We start from the raw sequence: 16211 nt of genomic DNA, 5'->3' as shown, positions 1-16211 counted from the left end.
GAGCCACAATGACGAAGAACACCTCTCGCGTGCAGCCGGCCGATGCGCTTGTTCAGGGCGCGCGTCGCCGCCACTTCCGGGTGGCGACGCTGGCGGCCGCCTTTTCGCTGTTTGCACTGTATGTCGCCTGGCACGAAGCGCACGGGCCAACTGTGCGACACAACGACGAGCTGCCGATCACGCAGGCTCACGCGGACGACGCCTCGCAACCGGCCGTCGCGGTGGTCACGCCGGCGCCGGAGGCCAGCAGCGATCTCGTGAAACGCGGTGAATACCTCGCGCGTGCCGGCGATTGTGTCGCGTGTCACACGGCTGACAAGGCACGCCCGTTCGCGGGCGGCCTGCCGATCAATACGCCGTTCGGCACGATCGTGACACCGAACATCACGCCTGACCCGGACACCGGCATCGGCCAATGGAGCGACGCCGATTTTCTGCGCGCGATGCACGAAGGTATCGGCAAGGGCGGCGAGCGGCTTTATCCCGCTTTCCCGTACGCGGAGTACACCAAGGTCACCGATCGAGACGTGCTGGCAATTCGCGCGTATCTGAACACGCTGACGCCGATCCATTACGCGCCGCCGAGCAATAACCTGAAGTTCCCCTTCAACCAGCGTTGGCTGATGGTGTTCTGGAATCTGTTCAATTTCGATGAAGGCCGCTTCGTCCCCGATCCGAAACAGAGTGCCGAGTGGAATCGCGGCGCGTATCTGGTCCAGGGTCTCGCGCATTGCGAGGAATGCCATACGCCGCGCAATTTCACACAGGGATTGAAGACCAGTTCACGCTTTTCCGGCGCGATACAGGCCGGCTGGCACGCGTACAACATCACGCCGGACAAGAACAGCGGCGTGGGTAACTGGAGCGATGACGAACTGGCGGCGTATCTGTCGACCGGGGCGGCGCCGGGCCGTGCCAACGCGGCGGGTCCGATGGCCGAAGTCGTAGCAGACAGCACGCAGTATCTGACGCACGAGGACGTCGGCTCGATCGTTACGTATTTGCGCTCGGTGCCGCCGATCAGTGGCGGTGAATCGCGTCCGCGCGACCAGTGGGGCAATCCGGCCGTCGACGACGTCACTGCGTTGCGTGGCACCACGATCAATGCAGTAAATGGTGCGCAACTGTTCATCGCCAATTGTGCGACGTGCCATAACTGGACCGGTCAGGGTGTGGGCGCCAGTGCGCCGGGCGCGTATCCGTCGCTGATTCATAACTCGGCGGTCGGCGCGAGCGACGCCAATAATCTCGCGATGGTGATCCTGCACGGCGTCAGTCGTACGACGAAACAGGCTGACGTGTTGATGCCCGCGTTCGGCACCCAGCTCACCGACGATCAGGTGGCCGCCATCACCAATTACGTGACCAAACAGTTCGGTAATCCGCAGTCCACCGTAACGGTGGATCAGGTCGCCAAGCTGCGCACACAGCAATAGTGACGGTGCGGAGGGCGCGTTTTCCGGCAAATCCTGCCGGCGACGCGCCGTTTTCGCGTCGTTTCTACGCTATTCGAGCGACACGGGACGACAGGATAAGATAGGCAGCGCGCATACGCACTTGCGGATGCCGAACTATCATGAGCGAATGGCTTCCGTACTCGTCAACTCCGTCCAGCATCATGCGGCCAATAGGAGCGGCCGCGACTTTGTCGTCGGCGATTTGCATGGCTGTGTCGACGCATTGCGCTATCTGCTGCGCGATATCGCGTTCGACCCGGCGCACGACCGGCTCTTTTCGGTCGGCGATCTGGTAGATCGCGGCGAACATTCCGAGCAGGCTTTGGCCCTGCTCGACAAGCCGTGGTTTCACGCGGTGCTCGGCAATCACGAAGACACCTTGTGCGCCGTCGCCGATGGGCGCTTGCGGCGCCAGTGGTGGTATGGAATTGGCGGGATATGGGCGGCAAATTTGTCGGACGAACGGTTGCAACACTATGCCGAACGTCTGCGGCCGCTGCCGCTCGTGCGTGTGGTCGGCAGCGGCAAGGAGCGCTTTAACATTCTGCATGCCGAATTCTTCGGCACGGACGCCGAACTCGATGCCGGTAATTTTTCTGCCGAAGCGCGGCAACAATTGCTGTGGGGGCGCGATCTGGCCTTGGGCAATGGCGATCCGGAGCGGCAGAAGGGTCTTTCGCTGACCTATTGCGGTCACACGCCGATGCGCGAAATCCAGCAGATCGGCTCGCAGATTTTCATCGACACGGGCGCGTTCGGGCCTGGCGGCAAGCTGACGATCGTGGAGCCTCAGGCGCTGCGGCGCTGGTCGATCTCGGTTGAGGCGGCGCGGGAGAGCGGGGCGGCGGCGTTGGCGCTGCCTTGATGATTGCGATTGCCTAGCCGACCTGGTTGAGCTCGAACACCACATCGATGCTCGTGCCATTCCAGTTGTATTCCAGGTACGCCGCGTGATGGCAGTCGCGCAGTAGCGTGGTCCTGAACGCGGCGAGGCACTCGCCTTCGTCATCCCGCACCGACGGATACACGATGCCCGGCGCACCGGCCTCGCGCACGGCACGGCCGAGCGATTGTCCGGCGACATAGTCGTCGGGCGACAACACCGCGAGATCGAGCGATACATCGGCGCGAATATCGACCACGTTGCCTTGCGCCACGACCGTGTAGAGCCGCATCTGTTGCCGCATGGGCGGCTCGGCGGTCGCCTCCAGAAACTTCCCCGTGTGATAGCGCGTTTCAGCGATCGCAGTGGCACGAGAGCGGGCGCAATAGAACACGCCATACGTGCCGTCGGAGAAGCGGCTGCCGAGCGGATTCAGGTGCGTCAACGCGGCCATGATCGGCCCATAGCCCGGACCAAAACGGCGCTCTTCGCGCGGGATGAGATCGAGTTCGCCGACTTCGGTGCGCAGGCGATCATTGGTCATTGCTTCGAGCGCGTACAGGGCGTCGAAATCTTCCGGCGATGCAACCCGGTCGAACAGATTGACGGCCGGAAAACGCGTTGGAATCACGCGATACGCGGGCGACCAGTCGAGCGGCGCGCTGCGCCAGCGGTGCTGCCAATGCGGTTCTGTCACGCCCAGCCGCCTCGCATCGCGTCGAGATACTGGCGTACGGCCACGAGGTCGCTGATGTTGCCGGCCAGCATGCGGTCCAGCGCGCGGCGGCCGCCGAACGGCGGCGCGCTGTTGGGACGCTTGATCCAGGTGTCGGCGGCGTTGGGTTGCGGCAGCAGGATTTGCAGCGCCTTATAGATGCCGAGCAGCAGCGACAGGCGTTCCAGCGTGTCGCGCCCCAGACGTGCCGTTCCCGGTGCGGATTTCCATTTGAAGTAGGTGGAGCGGCCCGGGGAGCCGAGCAACACGATCTGCTCTTCGGCGCTCAAGTCCCAGTCTCGCGCGATGTTGAAGAACGCGCGCAGACCCGCCGCCGACATCTCCGTAAGCGTGGGTTCCGGAACCGGCCGACGGATCGGCGGTTCGGGCTGAGTGGCGCGGGCAGCGTGAGCCATGATGGGGTGAGTCCTTATATGTACTTGTTGTTGATATTAGTCTAAAAATGGATTTTTGCAAGGGAATATAATCCCGGCTCGTTATAAAGCCGAAGATGAGGAGAAGCAGGAGATGTGGGTTCGAGCAGTCGCAACAGCAGTTGCAGTGTGGTGTGTGTCCGGTGTGGCAATGGCTGCTGGTTATACGGAAGTGTGGAATCCGCCCGAGTCGGCTGGGCATACGGCGAAGCACGCCGGGAAAACGGCGGGTGCCGCCAAGGTCAAGTCTGGCGCCGGTGTGAAGGCGGTTTCGAAGCACGCGGCGAACAGTCAGCATGGGGCGCAGCGGGTCGCGTCGGCGTCGAAGAGTGGCGCCAGGCCGGTAGCGCACGGCAGCGTGAAGAAGGTCGCGGCCGGGAACGTTACCCATCGGGGCGTAGTCAAGGGTACGGGCAAGCCTAAGTCGAAGGCCGCCGTGATGGCGCAGGGTAAAAAGCCGGGCGCACGGGTTGCGCAGGCGAAACCGGGTCAAGGCAGGATCATGCGCGCCAACCTGGTTCAAGGCCATACGGCGCATGCCCACGTGGTCAAGGTGGCGGCGAAAACCGGCGCAGCCAGGCCTGCCGTGGTCCACACGAATGCGCCTGCCAAAGCTGCAAACGTGACGGCGAGTCCCGCGGCTGCAGCCGTAAATCCTGCTACCGCCGGTAGCGGCTCGTTGCCCCCGATTCTCCACTGAGATCCGGCTCAGGCGGCTTTGCGTGATGCTGAGCCGCCTCACGCAGCCTTTCGCGGACGGCCACCTTTCTTGCCGTTCTCGCGGGCAGCCGCCGACTTCGCTTCGGATTTCACGCTGCCGCCGCTGCGGCCGATCTCGCGCATCCATGCGATGAATCCGTCGAATACCTCAACTGCCGTCCAGCCCATTCGTCACCAACCGCAACGTCTCCAACGATCGCTTATCCCTCACCCGCGCATGCAAGGTCACGCGTGATTCCGGCAGCGGCGGCAAGCCCAGCCGCGCGCCGACATCGACCAACCCTCGCGGCGCGACTCTGCGCGCCAGCGGCGACACCGCCAGGCCGGCCGCAACCGCGGCGCCGACCGCTGCTACGCCTCCACCGACGAACACCTCCTGCCAGGCAAGCCCCGCGTCATTGAGCGTTTGCAGCGCGACGTCGCGCACATTGCATGGCGGACTCAGCAGCGCGAGCGCCAACGGCTCGCCGACGCGCGGCAGCCAGTCCGGTGTGGCCAGCCAGCCCAGCGGCTCGCTGAACAGCACCTGTGCGTCGTCACGCGGTGGTTCATCGGCGCCATAGCGAACGATCACTGCGTCGAGGCGCCGTTCGTCGAACTGCGCGAGCAGTGCCGCGGACATGCCCAGATGCAATTCGACCACCAGCCCCGGATCGTGCGCGTTGAGTCGCGCAAGCAACTGCGGCAAGTTCGTTCCCGCGACATGTTCGCTCAGCCCCAGCGTGAGCCGCCGACGTTCCACCGACAGCGAGCCCAGCGCCCGCTCGTGCGCGTTCAGCAGATCGCGGGCCGCGCCGAGGAACGCGTTGCCGTCCGCGGAAAGGCGCACGACGCGTGGCGTACGCTCCAGCAATTGCTTGCCGAGGTGCGCCTCCAGCCGCTTGAGCTTGAGACTGACGGCGGATTGCGTGGTGTCGAGCGCGTCGGCGGCCCGCGTGAAACTGTGCAGATCGGCGACCAGCACGAAGGCGCGCACCGCATCGAGATCGAGGACTTTCATTTCAGATGAATATAGATGAAATAGCCAGTGATGGCTGTTTATTATGACTGAGCGCGCCTAAGCTGTGTTTACCCAATCACTGCAACCAAGGAGTTTCATCATGCCGCTCACACGAATCGCATTGCGCGCCGGCAAGCCGGTGGAATACCGGAAGGCGCTGACGGAAAGCATTCAGCGTTCACTGGTGGAGACCTGCAATGTGCCGAAAGACGACATCTTCATGCTTATCACCGAGCACGAAGCCGGCAATTTTGTGTATGACAAGCAGTATCTGAACATCGAACGTAGCGACGATCTCGTGGTGATTCAGATCACGTTTAACAACACGCGCACGCTCGAACAAAAGAAGGCGCTGTACAAGCGCATGGCGGATGAACTGGCGGAGTCGCCGGGGCTGCGACGAGAGGATGTGTTCATCAATCTCGTCGAGGTGCTGAAGGAGAACTGGTCGTTTGGAAATGGGATCGCACAGTACGCGGTTTGAGTGGCGGATGGACGCGTTGATCCGAGCTCATTTGAGGCGAGGGAGTGAATGCGCGGGGCTGCACCGGTGGCCGCCGGTGCCTGCGACGTGGCACGTGCGCGGTCGTTAACGGGGCGCTGTGGGGGCGTTGCGTCGCTATAATGGTTCGCTGTCCTTTTCTAACTCACCGAGCCGTCTGCCGCCATGACATCCGATCGCGTCGATCCGTCCCATGAAGCCCTTGAGATTGGTGGCTCCGTCTGGTTTCAGGCGGGCGCGCAAACGCTCGGCGGCGCGGCGCGGATCGCGCTGCTGGCGGCGATCGGCGAGACCGGTTCGATCACCAGTGCGGCGAAAGCCGTCGGCATGAGCTACAAAGGTGCGTGGGACGCCGTCGACGCGATGAACAACCTCGCCGGCGAGCCACTCGTCGTGCGCCTGACCGGCGGCAAAGGCGGGGGCGGCACGACGCTCACGCCGCGCGCGGTGAAGCTGATCGATACGTTTCGGGCGGTCGAGCGCGAGCATCGGCGGTTTCTCGAACGTGCGGGCGCGGCGATCGAAGGCTTTGCGACGGATTGGGATCTGATCGGCCGCATCGGCATGAGAACGAGCGCGCGCAATCAGCTTTATGGAACGGTGTCGGCGATCACGCGCGGAACGGTCAACGACGAAGTGTCGCTGGCGCTGCCGGGCGGCCATACGATCGTCGCGGTGCTCACGCATGAAAGTACCGAGACGCTGGGGCTTGTGACGGGCGAGGCGGCGTTCGCGTTGATCAAGGCGTCGTGGGTGGTGCTGGTCGTGGAGAACGAAAACGGTGCGCCGTTGAAACTGTCCGCGCGCAATCAGCTACGCGGCACCGTGCAGAGCGTGAAGCGCGGGGCGGTCAACGCGGAGGTGTCGTTGGTGCTGGACGGCGGCGCGGTGATTACCGCAGTCGTCACGAATGAAAGCGTCGATACGCTTGGGCTGGTGGAAGGCGGGACTGCGGTCGCGGTATTCAAGGCGTCGAGCGTGATTCTCGGCGTGAAGGATTGAGGGTTGAGGGGTTTGGCTCCAGGCTCTTGGGTTCGGAGTTCGGAGTTCGGAGTCCAGAGTCCCATAGATCCCTGACAGCTCCGATGGCGCCCGCTTAAACTCAAGACTCGCTGCGCGCATAGCCCGCAAACGCCTGATTCTCGCGCACGCAACCATCGCTGACCTGCACGACCTGATCGCCGAACGCGGCGACATCGTCGGGATCGTGCGTGATCAACACCATCGGAATATCGAGCCGCGTTTGCAGGTCCGATAGCTCGCTCCGCATACGCTGACGCAGTGCGCTATCGAGCGCGGAAAACGGTTCGTCGAGCAACAGCAACTGGGGTTGCGCAACCAGCGCTCGCGCCAGCGCCACGCGCTGTTTCTGTCCACCCGAAAGCTGCGCCGGATGATTCCCCGCCACGCTTTTCAACTCGAGCGCATCGAGCCAGTAGTCGACTTGCGGATGCGAGATCCGCGCGCGCGGATTGAGCCAACCCTGCCGCAACCCGAAGCCGATGTTCTGCCGCACGTTCAGATGCGGAAACAGCGCGTAGTCCTGAAACAGATACGCAATCTTGCGCGCCTGCGGTTTCCGATCGATGCCGCGCGCGCTGTCGAATAGCGCGTTGCCATGCAGCGTGATCGCGCCTTCGTCGGGACGCAGCAGGCCGGCGATGGCCTGTAGCGTCAAACTCTTTCCCGCACCGGACGGCCCGAACAGCACCAGGCGCTGCGTGGTCGCCTTGAATGAGACGTCGAGCGTGAAATGACGCTCGGCGCTCTCGAAAGTCTTGCGGATGTCGACGGCGAGCGGCATATCAGCGGGACGCCAGAAGCGTGTGCTGCGGCACCAGACGGCCCGCGAGCAACAGAATCACGACGCACGTCACCGAAGTCACGAGCACGAGGAAATTGGCGGTGCTGTCGTCGCCGGCTTGCACGGCTGAATAGACCGCGACCGAAAGCGTCTGGGTGCGCCCCGGCAAGTTGCCCGCGATCATCAGCGTTGCGCCGAATTCGCCAAGCGCCCGCGCAAACGCCAGCAGGCCGCCGGCGAGAATGCCGCGCGCGGCGAGCGGCAGCGTCACGCGAAAGAAGATCGCCGTCTCGCTGACGCCGAGCGTGCGTGCGGCTCGCTCGAGTTGCGGATCGACGGCTTCGAAGGCGGCGCGCGCCGATTTCAGCACGAGCGGAAACGCCACCACCGTCGACGCGATCACCGCACCCTGCCAGGTGAACACCAGCTGGATATCGAAGCGGTCGAGCCAGCCGCCGATCACGCCGCGCCGGCCGAGCAACACGAGCAGGTAGTAGCCGAGCACGGTGGGCGGCATCACGAGCGGCAACATGAGCAGCGAATCGATCACGTCGCGCGCGCCTGAGCGCCAGCGCGACAAACCGAAACCGGCCGCGACGCCGAATACCAGATTGAGCGCGGTGGCCCAGCCCGCCACTTTCAGCGAGAGCAGGAGCGGGATCCAGGCCTGTTGCATGAGCGTGCGGTACCTGAATTAATGCGCGGGCTTGAAGCCGTACTTCGCGAGCACGGCCTGGCCGGCCGGCGAAAGCACGAAGGCCATGAAGGCCTGCGCGTCGGCCGCGTGGCGGCTGCCTTCGACTTGCGCGATCGGATAGGTGATCGGCGTTTGCGTCGGCACGTTCATCGCGACCTTGACCTTGTCCGGCATGACCGCGGCGTCGGTACTGAACACGAAGCCGGCGTCGACTTCGCCACGCGACACGTAGTCGAGGCTCTGGCGTACGTTCGATGCCAGCACGGCCTTCGCATTGACCGCGTCCCACACGCCCGCGGCCTGCAGCGCGCCTTGCGCATAGCGGCCAATCGGTACCGAAGCCGGATCGCCGTAGGCCACACGCTTCACATTCGCCGACGTCAGATCGTTCAGCGAGGCCGGCGCGAAATGGCTGTCAGTCGGCACGATCAACACCAGTGAATTGGCGGCGAAGTCCTTGCGCGTGGCCGGAACGATGACTTTTTCCGCGGCGGCTTTGTCCATTGCTTTCTGATCCGCGGAGGCGAATACGTCGGCGGGTGCGCCTTTGGCGATTTGCTGCATCAGCACGTCGGACGCGCCGAAGTTCAGCAGCACTTTGGTACCGGGATGCTGCTGTTCGAAGACCTCGCTAACCGCTTTGAAGGCGTTGGTCAGGCTGGCGGCGGCGGAGACTACCAGTTCGTCGGCACGTGCGTTGGCGCTGACGGCAACGGAGATGGCGCTGGCAATGAACAGCGCGTGTTTCGCAAGGCGGCGGGACAGAGTCATGGAGGCTGGGATGTCCGGTGTGGGCCGGAGTGGCGGGTTAAAACGCTATCGTAATATATGAAAGGTTATAGCGGTACCCATGACTGTTATTCAGTTGCGCGCATAAAGCGCGCATGAGCCGGCGGGCTGGGTTTCAGCCGGACGGGCAGCAATCAGCCGGGTGTGCTTCAGATATCCGACGAAGGCGGTGGCGTCAGCGTGTTGAGCGTCTGCGACAGCGGCGCCGTGGCGGGGCGCACGTCACGCACGGCCCGCCACTTGGCACGGATGAACGGCCGGTCGTGACCGGACACCTTCAACGCGATATGCGTGACCCAGCGCTGTGTCGGCACGTGCACGCCGTGCATCAGTATCGCGAGGACCATCAGACTTGCGGTGACGGGCAACGCCGACAACCGGCCCGGCTCGAGATTCCACGCCATGCGCACGAAGAACAGCGCCGCCAGCGCGCCGACCAGGCAGCCGGTGACGGCCTCAGAAGGCGAGTGAGCGCTCAGCACGACGCGCGATAAGCCGACCGCGATGCCTGCAGCCAGACCCAGTAAAACGCCAAGCAGACGAATCGACGGACGCGCCGGCAGCAGCATCAGGAACAGCGCGACCGGATAGACGGCGGTAGACAGCATGGCGTGACCGCTGACGCCGGTGAAATCCAGTTCGCGCACGCCGACGCCCCAGCCGAGAAAGGCCAGTTTGGTCACGGTCACAATGCCGATGGCCGCGCCGAGCAGCAGCAACCAGCCGGCAGCCATGCGCCACGTGTAGCCGAGCGCCAGCCAAAGCGCGATAGCGATCGCAAGCGGCAGCGTCATGCCGGCGCCGCCGAGGCTGGTGATCGAGTACCACAGATGGACGGGTAAATCGGGCATGGCAAAAGAGCGACCAAGGCCGCGTAGAATCGGGTTGGTAATGGGTTAACGCGCGAACGGCATGAAACGCCGACGCAGCCGGGGCGTGTATCGAAATTATTTACCCGCCAGTATAGACGGGTGCTACGAGCCCGATTCGCCAGGCGCCAAGCTTTTTGTGACGGGGCGTGGGCTGGCGAACAAGCTTTGCAACGGTTTGACGTTGGTATGGCTGCAAGGTTCGCCCGGCGGAAAATTCGGTGTCCGGCAGCGGCTCGGGTCTCCAGCATCGCATGAGGATTGGTGTTATTGTGCATTGCACAACAAAGCGTCGTTCTATCGAACGACACCTGTCCCTTTTTGCGAGGTTACCCGCCGATGGCAAAAAGTCTATCGAAAATCTGGCTGCGCGGTCTTAAGCGGCTGCTCGCCATTCAAACCGAGCAGGCGCACACCACCAGGCGCGCTGCCACGCGACCGGCACGAACTGCCACCAGCAAGCCTTCGGCCAAGGTCCGTCCTGCCAAACCGGTGGCTGCGCTGCGCGCATCCGCGAAACGCGAAGCGCCGCGCGTGGCGCCACGGGAGTCGCGGGTTCGTCCGCGTGCTTCGGCATGGGCAAGCGGTTCGTGGACGCGCTCGTTCCATTCGGCGCCTGTCGCGCCCGGGCGGCTCGTCAATCACCTTCAGTACGGTTTGTATATCCCGTCCGGTCATGCGGGCGAGTCGATGCCTCTGGTGGTGATGCTGCACGGCTGTACACAGTCGATTGATGAATTCGCCGAAGGCACGCGGATGAACGTGCTCGCGGACCGGTTCGGCTTTGCCGTGGTTTATCCGGAACAGTCGAAGCACGTGCACTCGCATCGCTGCTGGCACTGGTACGACGCCAGCGACAGCGCCGGCGGCGCCGAGGCGCGTGCGGTCGTCTCGCTGGTGGACTCGCTGGTTGCCCAGCATGGCTTCGACAGCGAGCGTGTGTATGTCACGGGAATCTCCGCCGGTGCCGGCCTGACGGCGCTTCTGGCTGTCAACTATCCGGAGCATTTCGCCGCGGTCGCGTTGCATTCCGGCCCGGCTTTCGGGGAAGCTCGCTCCGGCATTGCGGCGATGGACGTGATGCGACGCGGCGCGCGACGCGAACCGGCCGAGTTAGTCGACGAACTCGTTAACGTGGCGGAATACCCCGGCATGCCGGCCATCATCCTTCATGGCGACGCCGACCATGTGGTCGCGCCGGTCAATGCGGACCAATTGGCGGAGCAGTTTCTCCGCCTGAACCGGATCGTCGACGAGAAAGGCGCGCGTAAATCCGGTGAAGTCAAGGAGGAGCGCAAAGGTGGCGTGGTGATGCGCGACTATCTGCGTGGCGGCCGACGCGTGGTGCGGCTGTGCCGTGTGCAAGGACTCGCGCACGCCTGGAGCGGCGGCGACGACGCCGTACCGTTCCATTCCGCCAAAGGACCGGACGCAAGCGCTCTGGTGTGGGAATTTTTCAGGCACCAGCGCCGTGTTGGGGCCGGCAGTGCCGCTGAAAGCACCGTCACAGAAGCCTCGGCGGCCGTACGGTGACGTTGGGGCAACACTTCGAAATGAGTGTTGGCACAATCCTAGGGTTTTCCCTATAATACGGGTTATCCCTTAGGTGTAAATGCCTAAACTCATTGTCGAGGTCGACCATGTATCTGCTTAGCCGCCTGTTTCTGTTCCTGACCAAATCGCCCGATCAACTCGCGAAAGAACGCGCTGACGCTTTCCTCGCAGAAGCAACGGATCTGTACGATCTGGAATTCCGTATGCGTAAGTTGGATCGCGAAGCGACCACCCGCCAACCGGCGTGGATGAGCCAGCACTAAGCTGCGCAAGTTTGAAGCATCGGCGCGTAGTGAAGAACGCCGATGTTTGGGGCGCGGCGCCCAAGCTCCCACAAGTTGCTGGAAGCAATGCCGACCTGCACATCCATCAGTTAGTCTCTTTCAGACGCTCTTGATCGAATCGGTGTGAGCACACGCTTACTTGCCGAAACGCGCCAGCGTGCGCTGCCGTGCTTTGGCATGGCCGACGATCGGCGCTGGATAATCCTTGCCCAATATCACGCCGAATTCCGTGAGCCGCGCTGTGCCCGCGAGCCACGGCATGAGATCGGCGCGGATCGCCGTACGGTACGACGAGGCGCGCCACCTTTGGCGCGCAAGGTTTCGTCCAACTCCCCCAACGCAGCAAGAATGAACTCAACGCGGCGGTCCTGCACTTGCGTGTCCGGATGCTGAACTGCGCGTTTACTCACAAAGCGACGGTCGAAGTCGCGTGACGGCAGATGATGGGCCGAACCGGTGACGCACATTGCGTGCCGCGTCCGCGAATGCCTGTTGCGCCGCCGAATGGCACAACGCCCGCGCCTGGTTTGCAGGATGCGGGCGTTGTTCATGACGGCGCGGTTGTGCCGCGCGTCAACGATCCATTGGCAATTCGTTCAAGCCGCCAAGACCTTACGCGACTTGCAGGCGCACCGCGACGTTGTTGCGCGTGGCGTTCGAGTACGGGCAAACATGATGCGCTGCGTCGACCAGTTCCTTGGCTGCATCGGCAGCGAGGCCCGGCAACGAGATCCGCAGATCGATGTCGAGCGCGAAGCCGCCGTTGTCGTTCGGGCCGATCCCCACTTCTGCCGTGACTTGCGTGTCAGCCGGCAAAGCTTGCTTGCGCTGGCCGGCGACGAACTTCATCGCGCTCAGAAAACATGCCGAGTAGCCGGCGGCAAAGAGTTGTTCCGGGTTCGTGCCCGCTGCGCCATTGCCGCCCAGTTCACGCGGGGCCGCCAACTTCACGTCCAACGCATTGTCCGACGATACTGCACGGCCGTCACGGCCACCGGTGCTGGTTGCGCTTGCTTTGTAGAGGATGTTCATTTTGCTGCTCCTTAGTCTGGATTGTCAGGGTCTGCAGGTTTGCCGCACCTTGCTTGCCCGCCTCTTTGGCGGCGCGCTATCGAAGCGGCACGTGATAAAGATAGTACACAAATCATTTGTGTGCAAATGAATTTTTGCATCACGCCGATAGCGTGCCTTTGGAGCAAGGCGGCTAGTGGTCCATGTAATCGTTCAGCGTAGTGCGCAGACGTGTCAAATCGTCACGTAGACGAAGCAGGAATTCCGGCGTCTGCTGGGTCGCGCAGAAGATTTCCGCCGGCACTTCGCGTGCCTGACGCTTCAGCGCGGTGCCTGCTTTGGTGAGCCGGATATAGACGAGCCGCTCATCTTCGACGCCGCGTACCCGTTCCAGGTAGCCCTGCGTCTCGAGGCGCTTGAGCAGCGGCGTGACCGTTGCCGAGTCGAGATTCAGCCGCGCGGCCATGTCCTTTACCGTGACGTCGTCGGCTTCCCAGAGCACCAGCATCGCCAGATATTGCGGATAGGTGAGTTCGAGCTTGTCGAGCAACGGCTTGTAAGCTTTCGTCATCGCAAGCGAGGTCGAATAGAGTGCGAAGCAGAGTTGCTCGTCGAGCGTGAAGGGCAAAGCGGGGCGCTGGGTCATGATGCATCTCGTCTAAAAAGAGCGTGCAAATCGATTGCACGCAAACCATTGTGCCGCAAGTCGAGGCGAATTGCCGGGTGCGGATGGTGATTTGACGAAGCGACGGAAGCGGAAGGTGCCCTGAAACCGATGTGCCGAGGGCGTTAGGGCGGGGAGCGTCTAGATCCCAAAGACTGGCGCGTGGGCCGCCGGGGCGGGACTGCGGCGGGAGGGCGCCCAGGCGAAAGCGGGCGGACAGTGCGCTGGATGACTGAAACCACTCAGGCGCCGAAAAAGCGTCCGCGCCTGACCGCAGGCCGCGCCTAGCCGACGCTCAAGCCGCCGGCGTGGTCGGCAGGTCCGGTGCCTCGGGCGTTTGCACGCCGAAGCAGCCTCGATAGGTCGCGTAGAACGAGCAATACAGCATGGTCGTGACGATCATCGTGGCGGGCATCAGGATCGCGAACGCGAAGTCGCCCGCGCCCAGCGCCTGCATCAGCGCGGACAAGCCGAACGAGACCGTGGTCGCCACCGCGAACCACAATGCGCCGAACACGATGAACGCGCCGCGATTGCGCCAGCAACTGACGATACTGAAGAACATCGCCTTGACGGGCGGCACGTCGTGCCACGCGATGAGAATCGGCGAGAACCAGAAAATCATTGCTACCGGGATGTAGAGCGCGAATGCGGCGATTACCGCGAGCGGGATATTGCTGTTGGCGATCGCGTCCTGATCCATTGTGGCGGCGCCAAGCATGACTTTGAGCAGCATGCCGCCGTCGGCGAGCGCCGAGCCGGCCAGTACCAGCGCCATTGCGACGACATACAGCACGCCCAGTACCAGCAGACGTTTGGCGACCACGGGGCCGTACGAATGAAAGCCATCCACCAGAATGGTCGGGAACACCGGCTTGCCCGCGATGGTGTTGCGGCACGCCGCCATGAAGCCGACCGCGACACCCGGAATGAAGGCGAGCGGCAGCACGCCGCCGATTACCGGAATCTGCGACATCAGCGTCATGACCAGCAGATAGGTGAAAAACAGCGTCAGAAACGCGAGCGGGTTCTTGCGGAACAGCCAGATACCCTGCCGGAACCAGACATAGCCGGTTTTCGCGGGGACTTCGATCAGTTGCATGAGGTATGAATGCCTGGAAGTGCAACGCCGGACAGGCGTTCGCGCAGAATGCGTTCGAAATGGCCGGGGTCGTGCGGTTTGAGCAACTCGGCCGCGCGCGGCAAATGAAAATCATACAGGCGCGAGACCCAAAAGCGGTAAGCGCCCGCACGCAGCATGTCGCCCCAATGGCGGTTTTCTTCGACGGTGAACGGGCGCACGGTCTGGTACGCGCGCAGCATGGCTTCGGTGCGCGCGTCGTCCAGCTTGCCGGTGGCGAGGTCGACGCACCAGTCGTTGACCGTTACCGCGACGTCGAACAGCCATTTGTCGCAGCCGGCGAAATAGAAGTCGAAGAAGCCGCCCAGGCGCACCTCGTGACCGGTGTCCGGCGCGGCATGCGCGAACAGCGCGTTGTCGCGGAACAGGTCGGCGTGGCAGGGGCCTTCGGGCAGCGCCGCGTAATCCGCCGACGCGAAGAAAGCCTCCTGATGCGCCAGTTCGGACGACAGCAGGTCGCGTTGCGCGCCTTCCAGGAACGGCAGGATGGTCGGTACGGTTTCCTTCCACCACGGCAGGCTGCGCAGATTCGGCTGATAGCGTGTGTAATCGCGCCCCGCCAGATGCATGCGCGCGAGCATGTGCCCGACCTCGATGCAGTGTTCGACCTGCGGCGCCAACTCCGGCGCGCCTTCGAGCTTGGTCACGATAGCGGCGGGCTTGCCGTGCAGCGTGCCGAACAGCGCGCCGTCTTCGCGCGGCATGGGATCCGGCACGGGCACGCGGTGCGCGGCCAGATGCTGCATCAGATCGAGATAGAACGGCAGTTGCCCGGCCGTCAGCTTTTCGAAAATCGTGAGGACGTATTCGCCGCGCGTCGTCGTCAGAAAGAAGTTGCTGTTTTCAATACCGGACGGGATGCCGCGAAACTCGACGACGTCGCCGAGATCGTAATGACGCATCCATTCTGCTAGTTGGGGTTCGGTGACAGCGGTGAAGACAGCCATGCGGGAAACGTCGGATCAGGTTAGTCGGGCTGGCGCGATGCGGCCAGTGCGAGGTGCGGCAAATACGTTTCAGGCAGCGCGATCAGGGTCAATCCGGGCAGCAGATCGCGGCCACTGGTTCTAGCCACCCGTCCCGGGCATCGGTCAGGGCCGCAAAACGCCGCGGCAATTCAACGCGGTATCGCCGAGCTGCAGGCGAGGCTGAAAGTTGGCCAGCAGGATGAAAGCCCGAGGTGACACCCGCGGGCCGTACGGATTCGGGGGGCGGCTCACGCCGTGCCGCCGCCCGGCACGCATCAATAAGTCAGATTCACCGACGGCAAACGCGTGCTTGCACGACCGTTGTCGCGCACGGTAGGCGACGTGTCGAGCGGCGCGCTCATCTGATAGCGTGTGCCGAGATTCGAATGCACGTTGATTTCAACGGGCTTGCCTTTATCGCGGTATTCGGTGATTTCGGTGCCGTTAGCGCTGCGTTCATAGAAGCTCGGCGTGCGCGGGACGTTGATTTCGACCTTCGAGCTGACCTCGGCGGCCGGACGATTGATCTTCTCCAGGTCGGGCAGGCCGGCCCGTTCATTGGCGGACTGGGGCGCGCCGGCGGGCGGAGTGTCATCGACAGGCTGGGCAGCCATCGCGGCGTTGCCAAAGGCGAAGGCCAGTGCAACGGCGACGGGAAGGAGCGGCTTCATGGTGATTCTCCAATATGGTGCCCCGATTCTAGCAAATCCAGCCTTGCC

Annotated in this window: 21 protein-coding genes; 7 read left to right on the top strand and 14 right to left on the bottom strand. The window is 63.2% G+C overall.

Translation table 11 applies throughout. The annotated features are described in order from the left end of the window. The first annotated feature begins 8 nt into the window (after positions 1 to 8). Together ACOSV0_RS36020 and ACOSV0_RS36015 are read left to right on the top strand one after the other, a co-directional pair. Complete coding sequence (locus ACOSV0_RS36020; RefSeq protein ID WP_434112747.1) at positions 9 to 1436, top strand: c-type cytochrome; 1428 nt, start codon at positions 9 to 11, stop codon at positions 1434 to 1436. Between the two features lie 148 nt (positions 1437 to 1584). Further along, the gene (locus ACOSV0_RS36015; protein ID WP_434112745.1) at positions 1585 to 2322 is read left to right on the top strand and encodes a metallophosphoesterase; all 738 of its coding nucleotides are present in this window, start codon (positions 1585 to 1587) and stop codon (positions 2320 to 2322) included. A 13-nt stretch (positions 2323 to 2335) separates the two neighbouring features. Here ACOSV0_RS36015 and ACOSV0_RS36010 read toward each other — a convergent pair whose 3' ends face one another. Beyond that, positions 2336 to 3037 (bottom strand): RES family NAD+ phosphorylase, encoded by a 702-nt coding sequence (locus ACOSV0_RS36010; protein WP_434112744.1) that lies wholly within the window; start codon positions 3035 to 3037, stop codon positions 2336 to 2338. Then, the gene (locus tag ACOSV0_RS36005) at positions 3034 to 3471 is read right to left on the bottom strand and encodes an MbcA/ParS/Xre antitoxin family protein (protein ID WP_434112742.1); all 438 of its coding nucleotides are present in this window, start codon (positions 3469 to 3471) and stop codon (positions 3034 to 3036) included. The genes ACOSV0_RS36010 and ACOSV0_RS36005 overlap by 4 nt, the downstream gene beginning before the upstream one ends. A 112-nt stretch (positions 3472 to 3583) precedes the next feature. Here ACOSV0_RS36005 and ACOSV0_RS36000 point away from each other — a divergent pair, with 112 nt between their 5' ends. Then, on the top strand, positions 3584 to 4189 hold the full coding sequence (locus ACOSV0_RS36000; RefSeq protein ID WP_434112741.1) for a hypothetical protein: 606 nt from the start codon (positions 3584 to 3586) through the stop codon (positions 4187 to 4189). Positions 4190 to 4227: 38 nt separating this feature from the next. Here ACOSV0_RS36000 and ACOSV0_RS35995 read toward each other — a convergent pair whose 3' ends face one another. Together ACOSV0_RS35995 and ACOSV0_RS35990 are read right to left on the bottom strand one after the other, a co-directional pair. Further along, a complete protein-coding gene (locus ACOSV0_RS35995; RefSeq protein ID WP_434112739.1) occupies positions 4228 to 4377 on the bottom strand; it encodes a hypothetical protein in 150 nt (49 codons plus the stop codon). Further along, positions 4358 to 5209 (bottom strand): LysR family transcriptional regulator, encoded by an 852-nt coding sequence (locus ACOSV0_RS35990; protein ID WP_434112738.1) that lies wholly within the window; start codon positions 5207 to 5209, stop codon positions 4358 to 4360. Before ACOSV0_RS35990 ends, ACOSV0_RS35995 begins: the two co-directional genes overlap by 20 nt. Positions 5210 to 5309: 100 nt before the next feature. Between ACOSV0_RS35990 and ACOSV0_RS35985 the strand changes: the two genes are divergently transcribed. Both ACOSV0_RS35985 and ACOSV0_RS35980 read left to right on the top strand, forming a co-directional pair. Further along, complete coding sequence (locus tag ACOSV0_RS35985; protein ID WP_171927053.1) at positions 5310 to 5693, top strand: tautomerase family protein; 384 nt, start codon at positions 5310 to 5312, stop codon at positions 5691 to 5693. Positions 5694 to 5876: 183 nt separating this feature from the next. After that, positions 5877 to 6713: a TOBE domain-containing protein gene (locus ACOSV0_RS35980; protein WP_434112735.1), complete on the top strand. Its 837-nt coding sequence runs from the start codon at positions 5877 to 5879 to the stop codon at positions 6711 to 6713. A 100-nt stretch (positions 6714 to 6813) separates the two neighbouring features. On the opposite strand, the gene ACOSV0_RS35975 is transcribed toward ACOSV0_RS35980, so the two are convergent. The 4 genes from ACOSV0_RS35975 to ACOSV0_RS35960 form a co-directional block, all read right to left on the bottom strand. Further along, positions 6814 to 7515 (bottom strand): sulfate/molybdate ABC transporter ATP-binding protein, encoded by a 702-nt coding sequence (locus ACOSV0_RS35975; protein WP_434112733.1) that lies wholly within the window; start codon positions 7513 to 7515, stop codon positions 6814 to 6816. A 1-nt stretch (position 7516) separates the two neighbouring features. Further along, entirely contained in the window at positions 7517 to 8191 is a 675-nt protein-coding gene (modB, locus tag ACOSV0_RS35970) for a molybdate ABC transporter permease subunit (RefSeq protein ID WP_325042973.1), read from the bottom strand. A gap of 18 nt (positions 8192 to 8209) precedes the next feature. Then, entirely contained in the window at positions 8210 to 8983 is a 774-nt protein-coding gene (gene modA / locus ACOSV0_RS35965; protein WP_434112732.1) for a molybdate ABC transporter substrate-binding protein, read from the bottom strand. Between the two features lie 167 nt (positions 8984 to 9150). After that, positions 9151 to 9852: a phosphatase PAP2 family protein gene (locus tag ACOSV0_RS35960; RefSeq protein WP_434112730.1), complete on the bottom strand. Its 702-nt coding sequence runs from the start codon at positions 9850 to 9852 to the stop codon at positions 9151 to 9153. Between the two features lie 357 nt (positions 9853 to 10209). Between ACOSV0_RS35960 and ACOSV0_RS35955 the strand changes: the two genes are divergently transcribed. Together ACOSV0_RS35955 and ACOSV0_RS35950 are read left to right on the top strand one after the other, a co-directional pair. Beyond that, positions 10210 to 11403 carry an extracellular catalytic domain type 1 short-chain-length polyhydroxyalkanoate depolymerase gene (locus ACOSV0_RS35955; protein ID WP_434112728.1) on the top strand — a complete coding sequence of 398 codons (1194 nt, stop codon included), beginning with the start codon at positions 10210 to 10212 and terminating at the stop codon, positions 11401 to 11403. A gap of 107 nt (positions 11404 to 11510) precedes the next feature. Next, the gene (locus ACOSV0_RS35950) at positions 11511 to 11687 is read left to right on the top strand and encodes a DUF3563 family protein (RefSeq protein ID WP_434112726.1); all 177 of its coding nucleotides are present in this window, start codon (positions 11511 to 11513) and stop codon (positions 11685 to 11687) included. A gap of 156 nt (positions 11688 to 11843) precedes the next feature. On the opposite strand, the gene ACOSV0_RS35945 is transcribed toward ACOSV0_RS35950, so the two are convergent. From ACOSV0_RS35945 to ACOSV0_RS35920, 6 genes are all read right to left on the bottom strand, one after another. Continuing rightward, the gene (locus tag ACOSV0_RS35945) at positions 11844 to 11969 is read right to left on the bottom strand and encodes a hypothetical protein (protein WP_434116192.1); all 126 of its coding nucleotides are present in this window, start codon (positions 11967 to 11969) and stop codon (positions 11844 to 11846) included. A gap of 351 nt (positions 11970 to 12320) precedes the next feature. Beyond that, positions 12321 to 12740, bottom strand: coding sequence for an organic hydroperoxide resistance protein (locus tag ACOSV0_RS35940; protein WP_434112724.1), 420 nt, complete (start codon positions 12738 to 12740; stop codon positions 12321 to 12323). A gap of 172 nt (positions 12741 to 12912) precedes the next feature. Then, complete coding sequence (locus ACOSV0_RS35935; RefSeq protein WP_434112723.1) at positions 12913 to 13365, bottom strand: MarR family winged helix-turn-helix transcriptional regulator; 453 nt, start codon at positions 13363 to 13365, stop codon at positions 12913 to 12915. Positions 13366 to 13678: 313 nt separating this feature from the next. Next, positions 13679 to 14485, bottom strand: a complete 807-nt coding sequence (locus ACOSV0_RS35930; RefSeq protein WP_434112720.1) for a BPSS1780 family membrane protein — start codon at positions 14483 to 14485, stop codon at positions 13679 to 13681. After that, positions 14476 to 15471: a homoserine kinase gene (locus ACOSV0_RS35925; protein ID WP_434112719.1), complete on the bottom strand. Its 996-nt coding sequence runs from the start codon at positions 15469 to 15471 to the stop codon at positions 14476 to 14478. Before ACOSV0_RS35925 ends, ACOSV0_RS35930 begins: the two co-directional genes overlap by 10 nt. A 296-nt stretch (positions 15472 to 15767) precedes the next feature. Beyond that, entirely contained in the window at positions 15768 to 16163 is a 396-nt protein-coding gene (locus ACOSV0_RS35920; RefSeq protein ID WP_115778934.1) for a hypothetical protein, read from the bottom strand. Positions 16164 to 16211: the final 48 nt, after the last annotated feature.

It is taken from the genome of Paraburkholderia caffeinilytica, from assembly GCF_051027425.1.
Classification (GTDB): domain Bacteria; phylum Pseudomonadota; class Gammaproteobacteria; order Burkholderiales; family Burkholderiaceae; genus Paraburkholderia; species Paraburkholderia caffeinilytica_A.
Note: the sequence above shows the minus strand (reverse complement) of the source record. Positions and strands in the feature narration are given on the sequence as shown.